Genomic DNA, 15,834 nt, shown 5'->3' on the forward strand with positions numbered 1-15,834 from the left:
GCCTTCGCTCGTTTCGCGAATGTAAAATTCGCGCGACATGCTTACTTTTTCTTGCGCACGTACAGCACCAGATTGTGATCAACCATCTCGAAGCCGTACTTATCGACGATGGCTTTCTGCAGACGCTCGATTTCTTCGTCGAAGAATTCGATCACTTCGCTGGTTTCGACGTTGACCATATGGTCGTGATGCTTGCCGTCATCCAGCTCGAAGACCGCATGGCCTCCGTCGAAGTTGTGCCGCACCACAAGGCCAGCTGCCTCGAACTGAGTCAGTACACGGTAAACCGTGGCCAGACCGACGTCCTCACCAGCCTCCATCAGCGCCTTGTAAACATCCTCGGCACTCATGTGGCGTTGCTCGGCGGAATCGAGCATTTGCAGAATTTTGACCCGTGGAAGGGTCACTTTGAGGCCGGCTTTGCGTAGTTCGCTATTTTCAACCATGGTCAGCTTTCTCGCGATGCTGCTTCGCAGCTTCTCTTAATGCGGGTATGATCGGCGTTTACGTTGTCCCAGCCAAGATAGTGGAAGTCGCCCACCGATGCAAAACACCAAGCTCTTGCTAACCAGTTTCACCTTTGTGGGACTGCTCGCACTCGCCGGTTGTTCATTCCCCGGGGTTTACAAAATCGACATCCAGCAGGGCAATGTCGTCACGCAGGACATGATAAACCAGTTACGCCCGGGAATGACCCGTAAGCAAGTACGGTTTATCATGGGCAACCCTCTGCTGACCGACACGTTCCATGCCGATCGCTGGGATTATCTGTACAGCCTGCAACCGGGTGGCGGTGAACGCCAACAGGAACGCATTAGCGTTATCTTCAACCCAAATGACCAACTTGTCAGCCTCTCTGGTGATTTCATGCCAGGCGTGAGCCGCGACGAAGCCATTCTCGGCAAGGACAGTGGCACAACAGTCACTGCACCAGCACCAGCAGAAAACGCCGAGAAGCCGAAACCGGAAAAACCGGTCAAGCCAGGCTCGTTGCTGGACCAGATCCAGAAGGACGTAGACGGTGTAGAAACCGTTCCGGTCCCGACGCCAGAACCGCTGGAAACCTCGCCGCAATAATTTGCGACGCAATAAAAAACCCGGCATGTCCGGGTTTTTTATTGTCTGGCGCTTGGGCGGCTTACTGATTCCGGGCCTTGGCCTCAGCAGCCTTGGCGGCACGCAGCCGACGAACCTCTTTCGGATCTGCCAGCAATGGCCGGTAAATCTCGATGCGATCACCCGCCTGGACAGGACGAGTGTCCGCATCAGTAATTACTTTACCGAAGATCCCCACCGGGCAATGGGTCAGATCCAGCTCCGCGAAGGTCTCGCCAACGCCTGACGCCAGCAAAGCCGCGCGCACCGTCGTTCCTGCTGGCACCGACACTGCGAGAAGCACCTGACGATCAACTGCGGCGTAGACCACCTCGACGTCAACCTTCGACTCAACCATGCATTTGTTTGGCGCGCTGGCAAAACGCGTCCACCAACGTGTTTGCGGCCTGATTGAACAGCGGCCCCAAGGTTGCGCGAACAATCGGCCCGGCGTAATCGAAGGACAGGTCCAGACTGATCTTGCAGGCCTTTTCGCCCAACGGCTTGAACACCCAAATGCCATGCAACTGGGTGAAAGGGCCTTCCTCGAGGTTCATCTCGATTGAATGGCCGGGCACTAAAGTGTTTCTGGTAACAAAATGCTGACTCAACCCACCCTTGGCCACGCCCACGCTGGCACGCATGTGCTCGGGAGTGCTTTCCAGCACTTCAGCAGTGGAACACCACGGCAGAAATTCCGGGTAACGCGCCACGTCGTTGACCAGGTCATACAGCGCTTGCGCCGGGTAAGGCAGCAGAGCCGAACGTTGAATGTGTGTCGTCATGTCAGCGTCACTTCCCACAGCTGTGCGGCAAACACTACGAGAATGCCGATGGGCGCCACATAGCGCATCAAGAACAAGGACAGGGCGAACAGCGCAGGGTTGCGGACCGACAACTCGTCGCGCACCGCTTCACGCCCCATCACCCAGCCCGCAAACACCACGAAACACAAACCACCGAGTGGCAACATGATCCGCGACGTGAAGAAATCGATCACGCCAAAGAAGTCCAGGCCACCTGCCGCACCCCATTGATAGAGATGGAACATCCCGCCTTCGTTCACGAAAAATTTGGCTTCCTTCCAGATATTGAAGGAAAACACCGTGCCCAACCCCACGAACCAGCAGATAAACGCCAGCCAGAAAGTCACCCAGGCGCGACTGACTTTCGTGCGCTCGACCAGGTAAGCCACCATCGGCTCGAGCAGGGAAATCGCCGAGCTCCAGGCAGCCACCGCGACCAGTACGAAGAACACTACGCCCATCAACTGGCCGAACGCTACGTTACCGAAGGCGAACGGCAGGCTGACAAACATCAGGCCCGGGCCTTCGCTCGGGTTCAAGCCCGCAGCGAACACAATCGGAAACAATGCCAGACCAGCCACCAGGGAAACGAAGGTGTCGAGCAGCGCCACGCCGACCACGGTGCCGGAGATCGACGAATGCTTGGGCATGTAAGCGCCGTAAATCATGATCGAACCAACGCCCACACTCAGGGAGAAGAACGCGTGCCCCATGGCCGGCAACAAGCCGTCGAGGACTTTTTCCGGGTGGAAGTCGAACATGAAGTGCACGCCTTCCATGAAATGCCCGGTGGTCATGCTGTAGCCCAGCAGCACCAGAATCATCACGAAAAGCAGCGGCATCATGATCCGCAGGCTGCGTTCAAGCCCGGCGACCACGCCTTTGGCGATGACGACGGCAGACAGCAGCATGAAAATCGTGTGCCAAAGTGTCAGGCGCCACGGATCGGCGATCACATTGCCAAAGTACGCGCCGACCTGATCGGGCGTTGCGCCCTGGAAGTCGCCACGGCCCATGTCGATGATGTAATCCAGCGACCAGCCGCCGACCACACTATAGAAAGACAGGATCAGCAACGCCGTGATCATCCCGGCGAATGCGCCCCAGGACCACTTGCCCGAATGCCCCGCCTCCACCGCCAGCACCTTCAAGGCGTTGGCCGGACTCTGCCGCGCGCGGCGGCCGATCAGGGTTTCGGCCAGCATGACCGGCACGCCGATCAGCGCGATACAGGCCAGGAACATCAGCACGAAGGCGCCGCCCCCGTAGACGCCGACCATGTACGGGAATTTCCAGATACTACCCAGGCCCACGGCCGAACCGGTCGCGGCGAGTATGAAGACCCAGCGGCTAGCCCAACTGCCGTGGACAGAAACCTTGTCTGTCGACATCGTTATCACGCCCAAGCGTTCAAAAAAGAGGCCGCATTGTCCGGGATTCAATCAACCTGCTCAAGCACGTAGCGATACCGTAGCCGACTCGCGTGCAACTCCCTATAATGCCGCCCCTATGGCTAAACAGAAGAAACACCCAACAGGGACCATCGCGCAAAACAAAAAGGCGCGACACGATTACTTCATCGAGCATAAGTTCGAGGCTGGTCTGGTCCTGGCCGGCTGGGAAGTAAAAAGTCTGCGGGCAAGCAAGCTGCAACTGGTTGACAGTTACGTGCTGCTCAAGGATGGCGAAGCCTGGCTGCTCGGCAGCCACATTACGCCGCTGATGACCGCCAGCACCCACGTCATCGCCGATCCGACCCGCACCCGCAAATTGTTGCTCAACCGCCGCGAGCTTGAAAAGCTGGCCGCCGCCGTGCAGCAAAAAGGCTATGCCTGCGTGTGCCTGTCCTGGTACTGGAGCAAGCACATGGTCAAGTGCGAGATCGCTCTGGGCAAGGGCAAGAAGGAATACGACAAGCGTGATACCGAACGCGAACGCGACGCCGGTCGCGAGTTGCAGCGTGCGGTGCGCAACAAGGGCAAGGAAGATTAATCTTTCGGTCTGATGATCGTTCCCACGCGGAGCGTGGGGACGATCATGGCTACATCCCCTTGCGCCGCTCCGCCCGGGCCATGCGCTGCACTTCCTGACGCACTTCTTCCAGCACTTCCTGCACATACAAAATATGTCGGCTGGAGACTTCCCGCGCCTGTTCCGCCCGCCCTTCGATAATCGCCAGGTACAGCTCCCGATGTTGCGTGATCAGCATGTCGCGGGTTTCCGTGCGCTGCTTGTACATGCCGCCAATGTTGGTCACCACGTTGCGCTTGAGCAGATCGAACAGCCCGCGAATGGTGTGCAGCAACACAGCGTTGTGACTGGCTTCGGCAATCGCCAAATGAAATTTCGCATCCGCCGCGCCCTCTTCCGCCCGACTCACCTCATCGTGACGCGTGTAGCAGTCCTGCAATTCATTGAATGCCGCCGTCAGTCGCTCGCGATCGACATCCGTGGCGCGCAGCGCCGCGTAATAGGCGCAGGACGCTTCCAGCGTATGACGAAATTCCAGCAGATCGCGCTGGGCTTCCGGGTTGCTTTCCAGCAGATGCAACAGTGGATCGCTGAAGGTTGAACCCAGCGACTCCACCACATAATTGCCGCCGCCCTGGCGACTGACCAACAAGCCTTTGGCCGCCAGTTTCTGAATCGCCTCGCGCAACGAGGGGCGTGACACGCCGAACTGCTCGGCCAACGCGCGCTCGGCCGGCAAGCGCTCGCCAGACTTCAACGTGCCTTCGAGGATCATCCCCTCGAGTTGCTCGACAATATCGTCAGACAAACGGCGCTGACGAATCTGATCAAACCCCATAACTCAATTCTCCACGGTCCCGACGGCTCGCCGGGCCCTCTATTCTGGCCTATCGGCGCTGTGCCAGCACCTACCAGACGGCATTTGTTAAAGCGGATCACGCCCACTATTCAGCACTTATTCGACAAAAGTTTTAGGGCGACAAATTGACACACCGCATACAAGGCTTTTACCCTAGCCAACAGCGATTGTAAATTGGTATTACCAATTATCCAAGAACGCTGACCAGTGCCTGACCAACAACAATTAGGGGCCACCCCATATGCAAACCTGGCAACAGCTCTATACCCCGCTCGGCAGCCTTGGCGTTTCCGCGCTCGCGGCCGTTATTCCCATCGTGTTTTTCTTCCTGGCGTTGGCGGTGTTCCGCCTCAAAGGCCATGTGGCCGGCAGCATCACCCTGGCGTTGTCCATCGCCGTTGCGATCTTTGCCTTCCAGATGCCGGTCGATATGGCCTTCGCCGCCGCAGGCTATGGCTTTGCCTACGGTCTGTGGCCGATTGCCTGGATCATTGTCGCGGCCGTGTTCCTCTACAAACTGACGGTCAAGAGTGGTCAGTTCGAAGTGATCCGCAGCTCGGTATTGTCGATCACCGACGACCAGCGTTTGCAGGTGCTGCTGATCGGTTTCTGCTTCGGTGCGTTCCTGGAAGGTGCCGCTGGTTTCGGTGCACCGGTAGCGATTACCGCCGCGCTGCTTGTAGGACTGGGCTTCAACCCACTGTACGCCGCTGGCCTGTGCCTGATCGCCAACACCGCGCCAGTGGCCTTCGGTGCCCTGGGGATTCCGATCATCGTGGCCGGGCAAGTGACCGGCATTGACGCGTTCAAGATCGGCGCCATGACCGGCCGCCAACTGCCGTTGCTGTCGCTGTTCGTGCCGTTCTGGCTGGTGTTCATGATGGACGGCCTGCGCGGCGTTCGGGAAACCTGGCCTGCTGCGCTGGTGGCCGGCTTGAGCTTTGCCATCACCCAATACTTCACGTCGAACTTCATCGGCCCTGAGTTGCCGGACATCACCTCGGCCCTGGCCAGCCTGATTTCCCTGACGCTGTTCCTGAAAGTCTGGCAGCCAAAACGCGCCGCCGGCCAACACATCGCCGGTGCCGTCTCGGCCTCCGTTGTGACCGCCAGCGCCGGTGGTTTCGGCCAGCCGCGCACCAGCGTGGCGTCGCCTTACAGCCTGTTCGAAATCGTCAAAGCCTGGTCGCCGTTCCTGATCCTCACCGTGCTGGTCACCATCTGGACCCTGAAACCGTTCAAGGCCATGTTCGCCGCTGGCGGTTCGATGTACAGCTGGGTGTTCAACTTCGCCATCCCGCACCTGGATCAGATGGTGATCAAGGTCGCACCGATCGTGACTGCGCCGACTGCCATTACAGCGGTGTTCAAACTCGATCCGATTTCCGCGACCGGCACGGCGATTTTCTTCTCCGCGCTGATCTCGATGCTGGTGCTGAAGATCAACATCAAAACTGGTCTTACCACTTTGAAAGAGACCTTCTACGAGCTGCGCTGGCCGATTCTGTCGATCGGCATGGTGTTGGCGTTCGCCTTCGTCACCAACTACTCGGGCATGTCTTCGACCATGGCACTGGTATTGGCAGGCACTGGCGCGGCATTCCCGTTCTTCTCGCCATTCCTCGGCTGGCTGGGCGTGTTCCTGACCGGGTCCGACACCTCGTCCAACGCGCTGTTCAGTTCGTTGCAAGCAACCACTGCGCACCAGATCGGCGTGAGCGATGTGCTGTTAGTCGCGGCGAACACCAGCGGCGGCGTGACCGGCAAGATGATCTCGCCGCAATCGATCGCCGTGGCCTGCGCCGCCACCGGTCTGGTGGGCAAGGAATCGGACCTGTTCCGCTTCACCCTCAAGCACAGTCTGTTCTTTGCAACCATCGTCGGCCTGATCACCTACATCCAGGCCTACTGGCTCACTGGCATGTTGGTGCACTAGGGACTACAAGCCACATCGAAAAAACCGACGCCGGACCACGATTCCGGCGTCAGCTATTCACAACCCGGTCTGTAAGGCTGCTGAAAGTTTCCCTCTCTATATTCAGCAGCCTCAGCAGACGGATAACCGGGTCCACCCGGAGACACGCCTGATGAGCGAGCTTTTTTACAACGCCGTGCCGAATGCGACCCGCGTCGCCCCGCCACTGCCCGAGCCTCGGCAATACCCCAGCGAGAAACCGTCACGGGTCTACCTGTTCGGGACCTGCGTGGTGGACTTGTTCTACCCCGAAGCCGGGATGGACGCGATTCACTTGCTGGAACGCGAAGGTATCCGTGTCGAGTACCCGCAAGGGCAGAGCTGCTGCGGACAACCGGCCTACACCTCGGGTTACACCGAGCAGGCAAGGACCGTGGCGCGCTCGCAACTGGCGCTGTTCGCCGGGGATTACCCGGTGGTGGTGCCGTCGGGATCCTGTGCCGGGATGTTGCGCGAACACTACGCCGACTTGTTCAAGGACGAGCCGCAGACGTTGAAGCAGGTTCAGGCGCTGGCGGCCCGGACTTACGAACTGGCCGAGTTCCTGCTGTTTGTCTGCAAGGTGCAGCTCAAGGACGGCGGCGAGCCGGTAAAAGTGGCGTTGCACACCTCGTGTTCGGCACGGCGTGAAATGAACACCCACTTGCACGGTCGCGAGTTGTTGTCGCAACTGAGCAACGTGGAGCGAGTCGACCACAGCCACGAAAGTGAATGCTGTGGCTTTGGTGGAACGTTCAGCGTCCGTATGCCAGATATTTCCGGCGCGATGGTGGCTGACAAGACAAGGTCGTTGAAGGAATCCGGCGCACACAAGGTCCTCAGTGCCGATTGTGGTTGCCTGATGAACATCAACGGCTCGCTGGAGAAACAGAAGGAAGCGTTGCGCGGCCAACACCTGGCCAGTTTCCTTTGGCAGCGAACCGGAGGTGTTCTGTGAACGCTTCCGCGATTATTCCTACGGTTGCCGTGGAAGAAGACTTTCGCACCCGGGCTCACAAGGCATTGGGTGACAAGCAGCTGCGAAACAACTTTCGTACTGCGATGGATTCTCTGATGACAAAACGGGCAGCGTCCTTCAGCGATGCCCATGAAAGAGAACATTTACGAGCGCTGGGCAATGCAGTCCGTGCCCGTGCGTTATCCAAGTTGCCCGACCTGCTCGAGCAGCTGGAACAGAACCTGACCCGCAACGGTGTGACAGTGCACTGGGCGGAAACGGTGGACGAGGCCAATGGCATCGTCCTCTCGATCATCCGCGCTCACGAGGGGCGGCAAGTGATCAAGGGCAAATCGATGGTCAGCGAAGAGATGGAAATGAACCATGTCCTCGAAGCTCAAGGCATTGAATGCCTGGAGTCGGACATGGGGGAGTACATCGTCCAGCTCGATCACGAGAAGCCTTCACACATTATTATGCCGGCGATCCACAAGAATGCCGGTCAGGTCGCGTCCTTGTTCCACGACAAACTTGGCGTGGAATACACCAAGGACGTTGACCAACTCATTCAGATCGGTCGCAAAGTCTTGCGACAGAAATTCTTCGAAGCGGACATTGGCGTTTCTGGCGTCAACTTCGCCGTGGCCGAAACCGGCACCTTGCTGCTGGTGGAAAACGAAGGCAACGGCCGCATGACCACCACGGTGCCGCCAGTGCACATCGCGGTGACCGGCATCGAAAAAGTCGTGGAAAACCTGCGCGACGTGGTCCCGCTGCTGTCGCTGTTGACCCGCTCGGCCCTCGGCCAGCCGATCACCACCTACGTCAACATGATCTCCGGCCCGCGCAAGGAACATGAACTCGACGGTCCGCAGGAAGTGCATCTGGTCCTGCTCGACAACGGTCGCAGCCAGGCCTTCGCCGACAGCGAATTGCGCCAGACCCTGAACTGCATCCGCTGCGGTGCCTGTATGAATCATTGCCCGGTGTACACCCGAATTGGCGGTCACGCCTATGGGGAGGTTTACCCTGGGCCCATCGGAAAAATCATCACCCCGCACATGGTCGGCCTGGCGAACGTCCCGGACCATCCGAGCGCATCGTCGCTCTGCGGTGCTTGCGGTGAAGTTTGCCCGGTAAAAATTCCGATCCCGGCACTGCTGCGTCGCCTGCGGGAAGAGAACGTCAAAGCCCCGGACAGTGCGCATCAAGTCATGCGCGGTCAGGGCAGCAAATATTCGCGCAAGGAACGTTTTATCTGGAACGCCTGGGCCAGACTCAACAGCTCGCCGACGCTGTATCGTCTGTTCGGCTTTGTCGCCACACGACTGCGTGCCCTGGCACCGAACAATGTTGGCCCGTGGACGCAAAACCACAGCGCACCGAAACCCGCTGCCCGCTCACTGCATGACATGGCCCGTGAGCATCTGGCCAAACAGGGAGATCGTTGATGAGCGCCAAGCAAAACATCCTCGCCAAGCTACGGAAAAGTCTGACAGGCACCACGCCCGTGCCCGACGAATTCGACGTCGAGCTGGTGACTGCGCCTTACACCTACACCGCCGAGCAACGCATCCCGCAATTGCGCAAACTGATGGAAGCGGTGCACACCGAGATCCACCTCACGTCCGGCGAAGGTTGGCCGGCGTTGCTCGCACAGTTGTTGCGAGACCGTCAGTTGCCGAGCTTGTTGATCGCGCCGACTACGCCTCATGGGCAACGCGTCACGCAACACTGGGCGAATAATCCTGATCTACCGACACTCAAGTCCTACGACCGTCCGGTTGAAGAGTGGAAAGCCGAGCTGTTCAACGACACCCCGGCCAGCCTGACCACCACCCTCGGCGCAATTGCCGCCACCGGAAGTCTGATTCTCTGGCCAACACGGGAGGAACCGCGCTTGATGAGCCTGGTTCCGCCCGTGCATTTTGCCCTGCTGAAAGCCAGTGAAATTCGCGACAACTTCTATCAGGTCCAACAGGAATTCGACTGGGCGAAAGGCATGCCGACCAACGCGCTGCTGGTGTCCGGCCCGTCGAAAACGGCCGACATCGAGCAAGTCCTGGCCTACGGTGCGCACGGTCCGAAAGACCTGGTGGTTTTGATTCTGGAGGACCAATGACTCTACCGGCGGCTTTCCTGCGAGATGCGCAGCAACTGATCCCCCAAGAGCGGCGCTTCGACGACCCATTGTCGACATTGGCCTTCGGCACCGACGCCAGTTTTTATCGACTGATTCCGAAACTGGTGATCCGTGTCGAGTCCGAAGACGAAGTGGTGGCGCTACTGAAACTGGCGCAACGTGACCAGGTCCCGGTGACCTTCCGCGCGGCTGGTACCAGCCTGTCCGGCCAGGCCATCAGCGATTCGGTGCTGATCGTGCTTGGGGATAACTGGAACGGTCGCGAGATCCGCGGTCAAGGCACGCAAATCCGCCTGCAACCGGGCGTGATCGGCGCGCAGGCCAACGCCTGGCTGGCGCCGTTCGGGCGCAAGATTGGTCCAGATCCGGCCTCGATCAACGCCTGCAAAATCGGCGGCATCGTCGCCAACAACGCCAGCGGCATGTGCTGCGGCACCGCGCAGAACACCTACCACACGCTGGCCGGTATTCGTCTGGTCCTGGCCGACGGCAGCCGTCTCGATACCGAAGATCCGGCGAGCGTTGCCGCGTTTCACCAGAGCCACGCCGCGCTGCTTGAACGTCTGGCGACATTGGGCCGCGAAACCCGCGCCAATGCCGAACTGGCTGCGAGAATCCGCCACAAGTACCGCCTGAAAAATACCACCGGCCTGTCACTCAATGCGCTGGTGGATTTTGACGAGCCTGTGGATATCTTGAGCCATTTGCTGGTGGGCTCCGAAGGCACGCTCGGCTTCATCAGCGCGGTGACCTACGACACGGTCATCGACCACCCGAACAAGGCTTCGGCGCTGATCGTGTTTCCGGATGTGGAGACCTGCTGCAACGCCGTCACCGTGCTGAAAAGCCAGCCGGTGTCCGCCGTGGAACTGCTGGACCGTCGCAGCCTGCGCTCGGTGCAGGACAAACCCGGCATGCCCGCTTTCGTACAACAGCTGTCGAACAATGCCTGCGCCTTGCTGATCGAATCCCGAGCCGCATCGTCCACTTTGCTACAGGAACAACTGGCGCAGATCATGGCGTCGCTGACTTCTTTCCCGGTGGAAAAACAAGTCGACTTCACCGAGGACCCCGTGGAAAACGCTCGACTTTGGGCGATCCGCAAAGACACCTTCCCTGCCGTCGGTGCGGTGCGCAAAACCGGCACCACGGTGATCATCGAAGACGTGACCTTCCCGGTCGAACAGCTGGCCATTGGCGTTAACCGCCTGATCGAGCTGTTCGACAAACACCACTACGACGAGGCGATCCTCTTCGGCCATGCCCTGGAAGGCAATCTGCACTTCGTCTTCACCCAAGGCTTCAACAACCCGGAAGAAGTCGCACGCTACCAGGCATTCATGGACGACGTGGCGCAGTTGGTGGCGGTGGAGTTTGGCGGTTCGCTGAAGGCCGAACACGGTACCGGCCGCAACATGGCGCCCTTTGTCGAGCTGGAATGGGGCAGCGATGCCTATCAACTGATGTGGCAACTCAAACGTCTGCTCGACCCTAATGGCATCCTCAACCCGGACGTGGTGCTCAGCGAAGATCCGCAGATCCACCTCAAGCACCTGAAACCGCTGCCGGCCGCCGACGAGATTGTGGATAAGTGCATCGAGTGCGGTTTCTGCGAACCGGTCTGCCCGTCGAAAGGACTGACCCTGAGCCCGCGCCAGCGCATCGTGATCTGGCGCGATATTCAGGCGAAGAAACGCGCAGGCGTCGACACCGCCGAACTTGAAGCCGCCTACGAATACCAAGGCATCGACACCTGCGCCGCCACCGGTTTGTGTGCACAACGTTGCCCTGTAGGCATCAACACCGGCGAACTGGTGAAAAAGCTTCGCGGCCGCAAGGCGACGCATACGAAAACCGCCAACTGGCTTGAAGGCAATTTCGCCACGGCACTGCAAGGCGCGCGTTTCACCCTGCATGTCGCCAATGGTGCGCGGATGCTGCTGGGCGCACCGCGCCTGGCGAAGCTGTCGGCGACGTTGACCAAGTTGTCCAAAGGTCAGGTCCCGCAATGGACCAACGCTATGCCGCAGCCAGAAAAAGCCATTCGTTTCAGCCCGGTCGTATCGGACCAACGCCCTCGTGTAGTGTATCTGGCGGCGTGCGTCTCGCGGGTCATGGGCCCGGCGGCGGGTGATAAAGAGCAGATGTCGCTGTATGACAAAACCCGTGGGCTGCTGGAAAAAGCCGGTTACCAGGTCGTCTTTCCCGACAATCAGGACAGCCTCTGCTGCGGTCAGCCATTTGCCTCCAAAGGCTATGCGGAACAGGCCGAGCACAAACGCCAGGAACTGATCGGCGCATTGCTGCACGCCAGTCGCGGCGGGCTCGATCCGATCTATTGCGACACCAGCCCGTGCACGTTACGGCTGGTTCAGGATTTGGGCGAAGTCCGACTCGACCTTTACGACCCGGTGCGATTCATCCGTACGCATTTGATGGATCGCCTGGATTTCACACCGCAGGAAGCGCCGATCGCGGTGCACGTCACTTGCAGCACCCAGCACCTTGGCGAGAGTCAGGCGCTGATTGATCTGGCGCGTAAATGCAGCAAAAACGTGGTCATTCCAGAGGGCATTCACTGCTGTGGTTTTGCAGGGGACAAGGGCTTCACCACCCCCGAACTGAACGCTCACTCACTGCGCAGCTTGAAAGACGCCGTGCAGTTCTGCGCAGAAGGCATTTCCACCAGCCGCACCTGCGAAATCGGCCTGAGCCAACATGGCGGGATCGACTATCACGGTCTGGTTTACTTGGTGGATCGTGTGACGCAAGTGCGTCCGGCTTGAGGGCACTTTGGTGAAAATGGGGCGATTTCGCCCCTTTTTCATGCACTGCTGTTGCGCCAATCTTCTCGACACGCCTTCAAAAAAAAACCGAACTCCAGCATGCGGCTATAGTCATTTAGCTAGGCCCTGTGAACGGGCTTATAACCACCTCGGCCAGCAGCCTACTTCACCGGCAGCACCGAGCCCTCATGCGCAAGGAGATACCCATGAAGCACTCTGCAATTGCTGGATTGTTCATCACCACCGCACTGTTGGCCTCGCCGGTGTTTGCGGCAGATAAAGACCTTTGCAAACAAAACATAAGCCAAATTCAGCAGGTACTGGACTCTGATCCCGCCACATCAGAAAACGCCAAGGACAACATACAAGCCGGTTTGGACAAAGCAAAAGCAGCCCAAGCCGCAGGGGACGACAAGGGGTGCGTTGGAATCACTAGCGGTTTGCTTGAGAAAATTCAAACGCGAAACCCAACCAACAAGTAATCCCGTGTGACCAGGCCAACCTTCGGGTTGGCCTTATTCACCGCGGTTGCGCGCACGGCGCGGGCGTGTTGTTCACTTTGAATCACAGAGCAACAGGCTCGGGGCCGTTCAGGATTTGACGCCGGTTCAAGCGGCTAAAACTTACACAACCCCACCCGCGATACAGAGGCAATTGCCCCCATTTTTAGTGCCACTGCACCCACCGACTATCAAACAGTTTTTTCATAGCCATTCTGAAAAAACCGAATTTCTGCGCGGTGTCGTAGTCTTTTAGGTAGGCCCTAATCAATCGTGGCTTATTTTTCGGACTCGCCCGAGCCGCCCGCTCATACGGCAGCACCGAGACCATCAGTACAAGGAGATATCCATGAAACGTACCGCACTCGCGGGTTTGTTCATGTCTGCTGCAGTGTTGGCCTCTCCCGTATTTGCAGCGGACAACGACCTTTGCACGAGCAAACTGCAGGAACTCGAAGCCAAAGTGAATGCGCTACCAGCGACCTCCACCAACGCACCGGAGATCAAAAGACTGCTGGCCAGCGCCAAAACTTCAAAAGCCGCCGGGGACGACAAAAAATGCGCCACCGAGGCCATCCAGGCATTGGCGCTGACAAACTGAGCAGCGAACCCAACCCATAACCACTCGCGGCCAACCTTCGGGTTGGCCTTCTCACGCGTGTTGGCGTACAATGCGCAGGCTTGTTGCTCACTTTGATTCACCGAGCAACAGGCTCGGGGCCGTTTAGGATTCGACGCCGGTTGCGAAACTTTAGGTGCATGCCGAGTTGGTAACAGAACTCGTAAATCCACTGTTGCAACTTTCTATAGTTGCCAATGACGAAACCTACGGGGAATACGCTCTCGCTGCGTAAGCAGCCTTAGCCCTTCCCTCCTGGTACCTTCGGGTCCAGCAATCATCAGGGGATGTCTGTAAACCCAAAGTGATTGTCATATAGAACAGAATCGCCGTGCAGTACGTTGTGGACGAAGCGGCTAAAACTTACACAACTCGCCCAAAGCACCCTGCCCTTCGGGTCGCTGAGGGTTAACTTAATAGAAACGGCTACGCATGTAGTACCGACAGCGGAGTACTGGCGGACGGGGGTTCAAATCCCCCCGGCTCCACCACTTCATCATCTAAAGACGTCCACGGACGTCTTTTTTTGTGCCTGAAATCCAGTAAATACGGGGATTTCAGGGCCATTGAGCTCCACAGCGCTTCAGGCAGATCCATTTTGAAATGTATTCCAAGGCGTATTCCAAGCCCGTGACTGGTAAATTTTGGAATACACAAACAGCGTTGGAGTACCCATGGGAGCCCGAGCCACACGCCTTTCAGACCTAAAAATCAAAGCCGCCAAGCCCAAGGACAAAGACTACACATTGACCGACGGCGATGGCCTTCAGTTACGAGTCCGAACCAACGGTTCGAGGCTTTGGAATTTCAACTACATCCATCCCGTCACCAAGAAACGGATCAACATGGGACTGGGAACATTCCCGGAGCTCAGCCTGGCTCATGCGCGTAAACGCACGGTTGAAGCCAGGGAGCTGGTTGCCCAGGGACTGGACCCGAAAGAGCAACGCGATGCAGATCGCCAAGCAAAAAAAGCTGCGACAGAGCACACCTTTCAAAACGTCGCGACAGCCTGGTTTGAACTCAAGAAAGACTCCGTGACCACCGCCTACGCTGAAGACATTTGGCGCTCGCTCACGCTGCACATCTTCCCGGATCTACAAGCGACCCCGATTTCTGAAATCAGCGCGCCTCAGGTCATCAAGTTGCTTAGGCCGCTTGAAACCAAAGGCAGCTTGGAAACGGTCAAGCGCCTGACCCAACGCCTCAACGAAATCATGACTTACGGGGTGAACTACGGACTCATTCATGCCAACCCCCTGAGCGGAATTCGATCGGTCTTCAAAAAACCAAAGAAGAAAAATATGGCGGCTTTGCCCCCCGATGAGCTCAATGAACTCATGGTGGCAATTGCCAACGCCAGCATCAAAAGAACCACCCGATGCCTCATCGAATGGCAGCTCCACACGATGACTCGGCCAGCAGAAGCTGCGACCACCCGATGGGCTGACATCGACCCCAATAAGAAGATCTGGACGATCCCAGCGGAGCGCATGAAGAAACGCCGCACACACATCATCCCGCTCACAGAGCACGCTCTGGCGCTTCTGGAAGCGATCAAGCCCTACAGCGGACACAGGGAATACGTGTTTCCCGCCGACCGTAATCCCCGCACTCATTGCAACAGCCAGACCGCCAACATGGCGCTGAAAAGGATGGGGTTTGAGGGGCGACTCGTAAGCCATGGAATGCGCTCCATGGCGAGCACCATCCTGAACGAGCATGCCTGGGACGCCGAACTGATTGAGGTTGCCCTGGCTCATGTCGACAAAGATGAGGTTAGAAGCGCTTACAACCGCGCGGACTACATTGAGCGTCGACGCCCAATGATGGCCTGGTGGAGCGAGCACATTCAAAAGGCGGCCACGGGTGACTTTTCAATAGCAGCAATCCATGAAAACAGAAGCCAGAAAGTCGTCTCGATTCGTTAATCAGAGTCAACTTGATGGCGACGACGGCGACAGCGGCGACAACCCTCGTCGCCTCTGACCACGTGCGAGGCGACACACTGGCAGCCGTCGCCACCACAACACCACAAGTATCGATCCTACTTTTCCGCTAACGCCGCTGCGGTCGGGAAGGCTTCGCAGCAACGCTTGAAGTGGCTCGCTCGACGATCTTACAAATGGTCATAAATCTATTT

Annotated in this window: 15 protein-coding genes and 1 other RNA gene; 11 read left to right on the forward strand and 5 right to left on the reverse strand. The window is 58.1% G+C overall.

The annotated features are described in order from the left end of the window. Nucleotides 1-41: 41 nt before the first annotated feature. Nucleotides 42-446 carry a ferric iron uptake transcriptional regulator gene (fur, locus tag AB4N91_RS22815; protein WP_003197684.1) on the reverse strand — a complete coding sequence of 135 codons (405 nt, stop codon included), beginning with the start codon at nt 444-446 and terminating at the stop codon, nt 42-44. 97 nt (nt 447-543) lie between these two features. Here fur and AB4N91_RS22820 point away from each other — a divergent pair, with 97 nt between their 5' ends. Continuing rightward, on the forward strand, nt 544-1,077 hold the full coding sequence (locus AB4N91_RS22820) for an outer membrane protein assembly factor BamE (RefSeq protein ID WP_154911890.1): 534 nt from the start codon (nt 544-546) through the stop codon (nt 1,075-1,077). Nucleotides 1,078-1,138: 61 nt separating this feature from the next. Here the strand turns inward: AB4N91_RS22820 and AB4N91_RS22825 are convergent, their stop codons facing one another. From AB4N91_RS22825 to AB4N91_RS22835, 3 genes are read right to left on the reverse strand one after another with little or no spacing between them, the layout of a single operon-like run. After that, the gene (locus tag AB4N91_RS22825; protein ID WP_102593595.1) at nt 1,139-1,453 is read right to left on the reverse strand and encodes an RnfH family protein; all 315 of its coding nucleotides are present in this window, start codon (nt 1,451-1,453) and stop codon (nt 1,139-1,141) included. Then, nucleotides 1,446-1,880 carry a type II toxin-antitoxin system RatA family toxin gene (locus tag AB4N91_RS22830; protein ID WP_010463538.1) on the reverse strand — a complete coding sequence of 145 codons (435 nt, stop codon included), beginning with the start codon at nt 1,878-1,880 and terminating at the stop codon, nt 1,446-1,448. The genes AB4N91_RS22825 and AB4N91_RS22830 overlap by 8 nt, the downstream gene beginning before the upstream one ends. Beyond that, entirely contained in the window at nt 1,877-3,292 is a 1,416-nt protein-coding gene (locus tag AB4N91_RS22835; protein WP_460111786.1) for a sodium-dependent transporter, read from the reverse strand. Before AB4N91_RS22835 ends, AB4N91_RS22830 begins: the two co-directional genes overlap by 4 nt. A 118-nt stretch (nt 3,293-3,410) precedes the next feature. On the opposite strand from AB4N91_RS22835, the gene smpB reads away from it, so the two are divergent. After that, on the forward strand, nt 3,411-3,893 hold the full coding sequence (smpB, locus tag AB4N91_RS22840; RefSeq protein ID WP_007900551.1) for an SsrA-binding protein SmpB: 483 nt from the start codon (nt 3,411-3,413) through the stop codon (nt 3,891-3,893). Between the two features lie 49 nt (nt 3,894-3,942). Here the strand turns inward: smpB and AB4N91_RS22845 are convergent, their stop codons facing one another. Next, entirely contained in the window at nt 3,943-4,710 is a 768-nt protein-coding gene (locus AB4N91_RS22845; RefSeq protein WP_010463546.1) for a GntR family transcriptional regulator, read from the reverse strand. 262 nt (nt 4,711-4,972) lie between these two features. On the opposite strand from AB4N91_RS22845, the gene AB4N91_RS22850 reads away from it, so the two are divergent. The 9 genes from AB4N91_RS22850 to AB4N91_RS22890 all read left to right on the forward strand — a co-directional run bounded on the left by AB4N91_RS22850 (nt 4,973) and on the right by AB4N91_RS22890 (nt 15,622). Further along, entirely contained in the window at nt 4,973-6,667 is a 1,695-nt protein-coding gene (locus AB4N91_RS22850) for a lactate permease LctP family transporter (RefSeq protein ID WP_077747381.1), read from the forward strand. Between the two features lie 151 nt (nt 6,668-6,818). Then, nucleotides 6,819-7,643 carry a (Fe-S)-binding protein gene (locus AB4N91_RS22855; RefSeq protein WP_010463550.1) on the forward strand — a complete coding sequence of 275 codons (825 nt, stop codon included), beginning with the start codon at nt 6,819-6,821 and terminating at the stop codon, nt 7,641-7,643. Further along, complete coding sequence (locus tag AB4N91_RS22860; RefSeq protein WP_010463552.1) at nt 7,640-9,094, forward strand: LutB/LldF family L-lactate oxidation iron-sulfur protein; 1,455 nt, start codon at nt 7,640-7,642, stop codon at nt 9,092-9,094. The genes AB4N91_RS22855 and AB4N91_RS22860 overlap by 4 nt, the downstream gene beginning before the upstream one ends. Then, nucleotides 9,094-9,765, forward strand: coding sequence for a LutC/YkgG family protein (locus AB4N91_RS22865; protein WP_154503028.1), 672 nt, complete (start codon nt 9,094-9,096; stop codon nt 9,763-9,765). Before AB4N91_RS22860 ends, AB4N91_RS22865 begins: the two co-directional genes overlap by 1 nt. After that, nucleotides 9,762-12,572, forward strand: a complete 2,811-nt coding sequence (locus AB4N91_RS22870) for an FAD-binding and (Fe-S)-binding domain-containing protein (RefSeq protein ID WP_154503026.1) — start codon at nt 9,762-9,764, stop codon at nt 12,570-12,572. The genes AB4N91_RS22865 and AB4N91_RS22870 overlap by 4 nt, the downstream gene beginning before the upstream one ends. 206 nt (nt 12,573-12,778) lie before the next feature. Next, on the forward strand, nt 12,779-13,054 hold the full coding sequence (locus AB4N91_RS22875; RefSeq protein ID WP_010463558.1) for a hypothetical protein: 276 nt from the start codon (nt 12,779-12,781) through the stop codon (nt 13,052-13,054). 367 nt (nt 13,055-13,421) lie between these two features. Then, nucleotides 13,422-13,673, forward strand: a complete 252-nt coding sequence (locus AB4N91_RS22880; protein ID WP_010463560.1) for a hypothetical protein — start codon at nt 13,422-13,424, stop codon at nt 13,671-13,673. A 115-nt stretch (nt 13,674-13,788) separates the two neighbouring features. Beyond that, nucleotides 13,789-14,182, forward strand: a transfer-messenger RNA (tmRNA) gene (gene ssrA / locus AB4N91_RS22885). Between the two features lie 183 nt (nt 14,183-14,365). After that, nucleotides 14,366-15,622, forward strand: a complete 1,257-nt coding sequence (locus AB4N91_RS22890) for an integrase domain-containing protein (protein ID WP_460111787.1) — start codon at nt 14,366-14,368, stop codon at nt 15,620-15,622. Nucleotides 15,623-15,834 lie beyond the last annotated feature (212 nt).

It is taken from the genome of Pseudomonas sp. H3_D04 (assembly GCF_054669175.1).